Below are 7,514 nucleotides of genomic sequence, written 5' to 3'. Positions count from 1 at the left end.
GAAACCTTTTTCAATATCCGCACGTCCATTTCGATGATCTGCACCAGATTCAACAATATCAAAACGCTCGCCTTTTTCTGCCCATTTAGAGGAGAAAAGCTTTCCAGGTCTTTGAATAGACATATATAATCCCAACCAACTTTATTGTAAAATAACTAATTAATCATAATAAGAAATTAATTAATTACTTATTGATTGAATAGGGATTATTTGCCTTAGTTAATTAACTTATCAATATTATTCATTTACAAATTTTAATATATCACTTAATTATTTTAAATAACAAAGCCGAGAAAAATATTTTTCTCGGCTTTGTTATTTAAAATACATCTATTACATTAGGGAAAAATTCTTTTAGTAATAAAATAAAATATCAAATAAACAGCCAAATAAATAAAAGGAACGCAAAATATGATTAATTCAAGATAACCACCCATTAGAATTCTCCTGTTGAATCACGTAAATCTGATTGAGCATCAAATAAAACTGCCCCTGCCACTGATATGAGAATAATCATCACTGTACCAATTAACCATGCAAAATACCAAGGTCCCTGATCACCCACAAAAACAGCGATTAATAATGCGACTATTAAAACTAGGCCTAATCCAGTGAAACGTAGAAATATAGACATAATAACACCTTATTATTCAATAACTGTGATGATCATTTATGATATTGGAAATTTTAACCTTACCCCGCATGACATAAAAGCACCATGACGTATAAGAAAGGATGATGGGCACAAAAAGACAAGCCACAACAGCCATGCAAATTAGTCCATATAAACTACCGCAACTGTTCCATATTGTCAGACTTTGATTTGGAATTGTTGTTGAAGGCATAAAAAACGGAAACATGGCAGCCCCAACCGTACCAATAACACCAATCCAGGAACCAAGCCCAATCCACCAGGCAACAACAGGTCTATCAGATTTAACCATTAATGTTCCCAGTAACATGCATAAAACACCCAGCAAAGGTAATCCCCATAAAATTGGATGTTCATAAAAATGATGTAACCAGGCCCCTTTATATAATGCAACATTCTGACCAAATAATGGATTTGAAGGCATTGCAGGATGACCACTGACTAAAACAAATCCTTTAATTTGCGTAATCCATAATCCTCCCAACACAAATAATATTATCGCTATCATCCCTGCAATAGTGGCATATTTTTTTGCCCGTAAATAAATGGGATCTTCACCACGTATCATCAACATGGCTCCACCTTGATAAATACTTAACGAAACCGATAATAAACCACATAAAACAGCAAATGGATTAATCAGATAACTCCAGAAAGATTCATCTTGAAAATACTGTCCATTCCAAATGAAATGATATCCTACACCTTGCAAGATATTACCAAAGGCTGCTCCACAGACAAACATTGGAAAGAAACCAGAAATCAAAAAAATCCAGTCCCAACTCGAACGCCATAATTTTGCATCAACTTTTGATCTAAATTCAAAAGCTACAGGTCGCAAAATCATGCTGAACAACAGTAAAACCATAACAACATAAAAAACAGAAAACGCCGTGGCATACAAGGTTGGGAAAGCAGCAAAAATGGCACCTGCTCCCAAAATAAACCATACCTGATTCCCTTCCCAATGGGGTCCGATAATATTAAGGGCTGTACGACGCTCAACATCATTTTTGCCAACGAAACGAAGAAGCATACCAACACCCATATCCATACCGACCATCAGGCCCAATCCAATAAGCAGGATACATAATAATGTTGCCCAGATTAATTTGAGAATTACATAATACTCCATATCAATCTCCCCAGCCTTCTTGATATGTAAACACTTTTTTCGATAAAGAATCCCTATCTTGATATTTTACCGGCCCAAGTCGAGCAAATTTAAACATCAAATAAAATTCCACGACAATAAATACACTGTAAAATAATAAAAAGCCAATCAAGGAAAAAACCATATATCCCGCACTATGTGTTGACGAAGAAACAACGGTCGGCAGAATTTCATAAACGGACCATGGTTGTCTTCCTACCTCTGCTGTGATCCAACCGAACTCGGATGCAATAAAAGGAAGCGGAATTGACCATGTAATTATCTTTAAAAACAAACGGTTTTTTTCAATTTGTCTTTTCAGACTTACATAAGATCCCATGGCAAAAATGACAAAGAAATAAATTGCAAGGAAAACCATAATTCTGAAGGCCCAGAATGTGACAAAGACATTAGGGACAATATCATTCTTGGTTTTTTCAACAATAGTCGATTTATACTCTGGCGTAATCTTTGCTATATCCTGATCCGGAGCATATTGACTTGCCAGAAAACCATATCCCATATCTTTTTGATGAGCCTTAAATATATCAAGATCGGCCTGTCGATGGTCTTCCCCATAACGTTTTAAAGCCGATACCGCCTTTATGCCCGACTCAATCCTTGGAACCGCTTGATTTTTTAATTCCTTAACACCAGGAATAGAGGTTGTAAAATCATGGGTTAACAAAGGGGTTAAAACAAAAGGAACTCCAACCTCCAAATGGTTTGTCTGCTTTTTATCATCGGGAATACCAAATAAAATCCATGGTTCATAAGGAGGTTTGCTTGTTTCCCACAACCCTTCCATTGCAGCAACTTTTGTCGGTTGATGCATATAATCCAATCGGCCAAGGACATCCCCAAGCGTTATGACTGCAATTGTTGAAATAATTCCAAATAATGCGGCCATACGAAAAGAACGTGCGGCAAATTCACGATGCTGTTTACGTAATAAATAAAATGCGCTGATCCCCATTACAAACATTGATGCGGTTACAAATCCTGCCACAGAAGTATGTACAGCTTTTGCCTGTGCATCAGGATTGAAAACCAGAGCAACAAAACTTGTTGAGGTTAATCGCATGGTCTCTGGATCAAAATGAGCCCCTGCAGGCATATTCATACATGCATTTGCCACTAAAATCCATAAGGCGGAAATATTTGACCCCAATGCGACAAGATAGGTAATTGCCAGATGCGCACCACGGCTCAACCGGTCCCATCCAAAAAACATTAGTCCAATAAATGTTGATTCCATAAAGAAGGCCATTAAACCTTCAATCGCAAGAGGTGTTCCAAAAATATCGCCAAAGAACCTTGAATACATTGACCAGTTCGTGCCGAATTCGAATTCCATGGTTAATCCTGTTGCGACACCAATCGCAAAATTAACACCAAATAATTTTCCCCAGAATTGTGTCATTTCCTTGTAAATTTCTTTACCAGTAATGACGTAGGCAGTTTCCATGGCAGCCAAGATAAATGTTAGACCCAGTGTCAAAGGAACAAACATGAAATGATACAAAGCTGTCAAAGCAAACTGAAAGCGGGAAAGATTTACAACCAGAAGGTGTATCCCATCCATTTTATATAACTTTCATTTTTTCAAAAAAATGTTCTAGTCTAATATCTGGCTAAAATAGAAAATCATAGAAAAAGACAACAAAAAACCCTGTACCAAATAAAAGAATGATTATTTGATTGCTTTATAAACTATTTTATCAACGAGGTGTTTTCTATAATAGCCAAACACAAATATTGTTTGAATATTTTACTTATGAATATGTTTCATAAAATGGAGGCGCTCTTGCCCCATTTGCCTTGTAAAAAATATTGAGTGGAGCCTTAGCAAGATATATCCGATATAAATATGAAATAATGGATATTAAAATCGAAGGTAATAAAGGCTCATAATTAACAATCGATATTGGCAACCAAAAAATACTACAATAAAGACAGAAAAGTATCCCTTTTTGTTTTGAATGAGAAGTTGAACCGTGAGAAGAGGAAATTTTCTCATCCATTGGCATAATGGCGTTATTCATACTCAACATACTGTTCATATGTTGCATATGCATCATGGCCTTTGGCGCAAATTGCCCATTATGCATTGGGCAATGCCATATTTTCGTAAATGTCAGGGGCGTAGTGAATAAATGAAAAACAAAGAAAAACAAAACTGTCAGTGCTGTATAGTTACAAGCCCTATCTATATTTTTTTCTTCAATTTTCCGTTTTGGATACATTATCAGACAGCTAAAAACAATATTAATTCTTTATAACATATCCTGTTAAAATCGATTGATAAAAAAACTGTAATTATACGTAAAATATTCGTGTAATTTGATTTTGAAATTAAGATTATTTTTTATAGTCATCCATGATAACTTTATGAAAATATCCATTTTCCAGCGAAAAAACAAGATTCATTAAAAACAATATACTTGTTTCATGAGTAATGATTATCAGAGTTTTGTCAGCATATAGTTTCAATAATTCCTGCATCATTGTATATTTTGTTTGCTGATCCAAACCATCTGTTGGTTCATCAAGAATCAGCCAGGGGGTTTTACGTAAAAGAGCAATAGCAATAGCCAATCTTTTTGCCTCCCCTCCCGACAATTCTATTGCATTATTGCCTATATGACTGTGAATATTCTTTGGTAGTCGTTTAACAAAATCATCAAGTTGCACAATTTTTAACACATCATAAATTTCATTTTCAGTTGCATCCGGTACAATCAATCTAAAATTATCCATGATGCTTCCAGAAAAAAGATGAAAATCCTGGGAAACAACAGTGATAAAAGAAGATAAATTATCCGTATTCAAATTCTTGACAGCTTCACCGGCAAACTTAATTTCTCCAGCCTGGATTGGATAAAACGAAAAAATCAAATTGATCAAACTACTTTTGCCAGTCCCGGACTCGCCAATAATCGCCACTTTATCACCTTGTTTGATTGTTAAAGATGCATTCTGTAAAATCATTCTTGGGTTATGGGGATAACTGAATTGAACTTTGTCAAATACGAGACAGGTGGAAGAGGATACGGAATTGATGACCCTACTGCTTTGTTTCTTTTTCCCTGCATTTGATAGAATCTGTAACCTTTTTTGTGCCAGGCGTGCTTTTATATGAGCATGACAAGCCTGTGGTAAGGGAATTACAACATCAAAAGCTGCCATTACACCCAAAACCAACATGGGAATTTCAGCTGCATTCAATCCCATATCATGATGAGCATTACTGGCCTGAAACAAAACGGCAATAACACAAATCATCATAATAAATGTAATTAATGACTTGGCCACACTTTCAATACAATCCAGCATCAATCTGCTTTGATCAATAGATTTCTGAGCAGTCTGAATTTTTTTAAAATACTGATCAATAACCTTAAAAATATATAATTCACCAAAATGACGCAGAGTTTCACCTAGATCAGCCTGTAAATTGTTTCTTGATTCAAGAATATGACAAATATACTTGTATGAACAACCGTAAACTCCAACAGAAACCAGACCGACTGCCATGATAAAAGCTATGGCCAAGGAGAAAGCCGCCACAGGCAAAAAGAAATAAAAGGTAACAATAAATATAATCCCACAACATAAAGCCCGAATAAAAGGAAGCAATGCATCAGTATAATAATTTGCTATATTTTCTGAATCGGAAACAAATTGTCCCAGCAAGTCACCCCCTCTTTTATTCACAAGTCCTGCAGGTGTTAAGGGGATCAGACATTCATAAACCTTTTTTCTTGCCAGGCTTATAACCCTTAATGCGCCATCATGCGTGATCACACGTTCCAAATATCGTGTCACAATCCGTGTTATGGCAAAAAAACGGACCCCTGAGGCTGGAACAATAATATTAAATGCCTGAACGGCAATAATCCCGGTTAATCCAACTATGGCTGCACTAGCTATCAACCATCCTGATAAAAACAGCAACCCAAAATTACTCAGGGCCGCGATACAAGATAAAAATAGACCCAGCATTAAATGCCATTTAATCGGTTTAACCAATTGAAAAAAAGAAAAATTAAAATTCATAACGACTTGCCACCAACCCTTGAATTATGAAGCAGTTGTCCCCGATCTATTTGTACAGAAACCTCACCATAAGAGATTAAAAGGGGATTGTGCGTTGCCACAATAACAATCCTGTCCTTTTTAAGAAGTTGAATAGTCTGAATGATCTGCAAGGCATTTTTTTGATCCAACCCGGAAGTGGGCTCATCAAGAATCAGAATATCTGGATTTTTTAACAGCGCTCGTGCCAACATAAGGCGTCTTATTTGTCCACCCGATAAATTCTGCCCTTCCTCCCCTATATGAGTTTCAAAACCCTGTGGTAGGGTTTCTATAAAAGACAAAATACCGACTTGATTGGCTACATTACGCAATTGATCAAGAGAAGGTTCAAAAGCTTTCAGGGATAAATTATCCCTAATCGTCCCATATAGCAATAAAGGTTCTTGAGGAACCCAGGCAATATCCACCATATTTAGAGATTGTGACTGGTTTTTTAAATCAATCATTTTAAGCGTGCCTGATTGTACAGGTAAAAAACCAAGTAGAATATTTAATAAGGTCGTTTTTCCTGCACCACTATGACCAAATATAATATTGAGCCTATCTCTTAAAAATGTACAAGTAATATCCTGCACTAAATTTATATTTTCTTTATTCTTAACCGTTACATGATCGAGAATGATTTCCTTAATACATGAATCTATCCTTTTATTTTGATAAGAAAATTTAATTAGTTTCGGTAAACTGTATATTTTTTTTAATTGATCCAAAGCTGCATTTGCATTTTGTCTGGCATGGTAACTCGATGAAAAGTCTCGTAAAGGCATGAAATATTCTGGCGCCAATAACAAGACAAGAAAAGCAGAGTGAAAATGCATGGTTCCATTTAACAAACGAATACCAAATGTCACAGCGACAACTGCAATTGATAAACTTGAAAAAAATTCCAACACTGCTGACGTTAAAAACGCAACCTTCATAACTGACAGTGTTGTTTTACGATATTCATCTGAAAGTTTTTCAATAAATTTCAAACTTTCACCAGCCCGTCCAAATAACCGCAAGGTCTTCAACCATTTCAACATGTCAAAAAAGTTTCCGCTTAACAGGGATAACTGCCGCCATTGTCTATCCATAATCACCTGTGCCGTATATCCAACCAAAGCCATAAAAAGCGGAATTAAAGGACCCGTACATAACAAAATCACAAAACCCCAAATATCAAAGTTTAAAACAGTGGCCAAAATAAACAGGGGCAATATGACCATCATCACGGCACTGGGGATATAGCGTGCAAAATAGGGAAGCAGATTATCGACGGCTTCTGTTAGGCTGTTAACCATTTCCCCCAAAGAAATATGACTGTAGGAAATTGGACCTGTTCTAAACAGTGATTGATAAATCTCCAACCTTATGGCTTTTGTAATTTTTAATGCCGCTTTTATGCCAGTAATATCAGAAACAGATCTGGTACAAATTTGAAAAAATACACAACATATAAAATAAATAACTTCGTTATCAACAAAAGAAATATTCGCTTTATAAAATATGATTGAAGTAATGATTTTTGACAACAACACCAATTCTAATATTAATAATATTGATGAAATTGAAGATAAAAAAACAGTAATAACAAACCAATTTACTGATAATTTAATAAATTTGTTA

At 35.5% G+C, this 7,514-nt stretch carries 6 protein-coding genes; all 6 read right to left on the bottom strand.

Going from position 1 to position 7,514, the window contains the following annotated elements; all coding sequences use genetic code 11:
* Positions 1-436: 436 nt before the first annotated feature.
* Positions 437-634 (bottom strand): hypothetical protein, encoded by a 198-nt coding sequence (locus tag U0839_RS07805; RefSeq protein WP_155566218.1) that lies wholly within the window; start codon positions 632-634, stop codon positions 437-439.
* 16 nt (positions 635-650) lie between these two features.
* Entirely contained in the window at positions 651-1,787 is a 1,137-nt protein-coding gene (gene cydB, locus U0839_RS07800; RefSeq protein WP_155568732.1) for a cytochrome d ubiquinol oxidase subunit II, read from the bottom strand.
* A 1-nt stretch (position 1,788) separates the two neighbouring features.
* Positions 1,789-3,390 (bottom strand): cytochrome ubiquinol oxidase subunit I, encoded by a 1,602-nt coding sequence (locus U0839_RS07795; RefSeq protein ID WP_155571535.1) that lies wholly within the window; start codon positions 3,388-3,390, stop codon positions 1,789-1,791.
* A 190-nt stretch (positions 3,391-3,580) separates the two neighbouring features.
* Positions 3,581-4,051, bottom strand: coding sequence for a hypothetical protein (locus U0839_RS07790; RefSeq protein WP_155567547.1), 471 nt, complete (start codon positions 4,049-4,051; stop codon positions 3,581-3,583).
* A gap of 115 nt (positions 4,052-4,166) precedes the next feature.
* Entirely contained in the window at positions 4,167-5,864 is a 1,698-nt protein-coding gene (gene cydC, locus U0839_RS07785) for a thiol reductant ABC exporter subunit CydC (RefSeq protein WP_155564829.1), read from the bottom strand.
* A partial coding sequence (gene cydD, locus U0839_RS07780) for a thiol reductant ABC exporter subunit CydD (protein WP_413550420.1) occupies positions 5,861-7,514 on the bottom strand: 1,654 nt, incomplete at its 5' end. The genes cydC and cydD, both read right to left, overlap by 4 nt.

It is taken from the genome of Commensalibacter sp. A3DC (assembly GCF_047307945.1).
Taxonomy (GTDB): Bacteria; Pseudomonadota; Alphaproteobacteria; order Acetobacterales; family Acetobacteraceae; genus Commensalibacter; species Commensalibacter melissae.
Note: the sequence above shows the minus strand (reverse complement) of the source record. Positions and strands in the feature narration are given on the sequence as shown.

Excerpts from the sequence above, each read along its gene's own strand:
- U0839_RS07805 (WP_155566218.1), bottom strand. The coding sequence starts at position 634 with ATGTCTATATTTCTACGTTTCACTGGATTAGGCCTAGTTTTAATAGTC.
- cydB (WP_155568732.1), bottom strand. The coding sequence starts at position 1,787 with ATGGAGTATTATGTAATTCTCAAATTAATCTGGGCAACATTATTATGT.
- U0839_RS07795 (WP_155571535.1), bottom strand. The coding sequence starts at position 3,390 with ATGGATGGGATACACCTTCTGGTTGTAAATCTTTCCCGCTTTCAGTTT.
- U0839_RS07790 (WP_155567547.1), bottom strand. The coding sequence starts at position 4,051 with ATGTATCCAAAACGGAAAATTGAAGAAAAAAATATAGATAGGGCTTGT.
- cydC (WP_155564829.1), bottom strand. The coding sequence starts at position 5,864 with ATGAATTTTAATTTTTCTTTTTTTCAATTGGTTAAACCGATTAAATGG.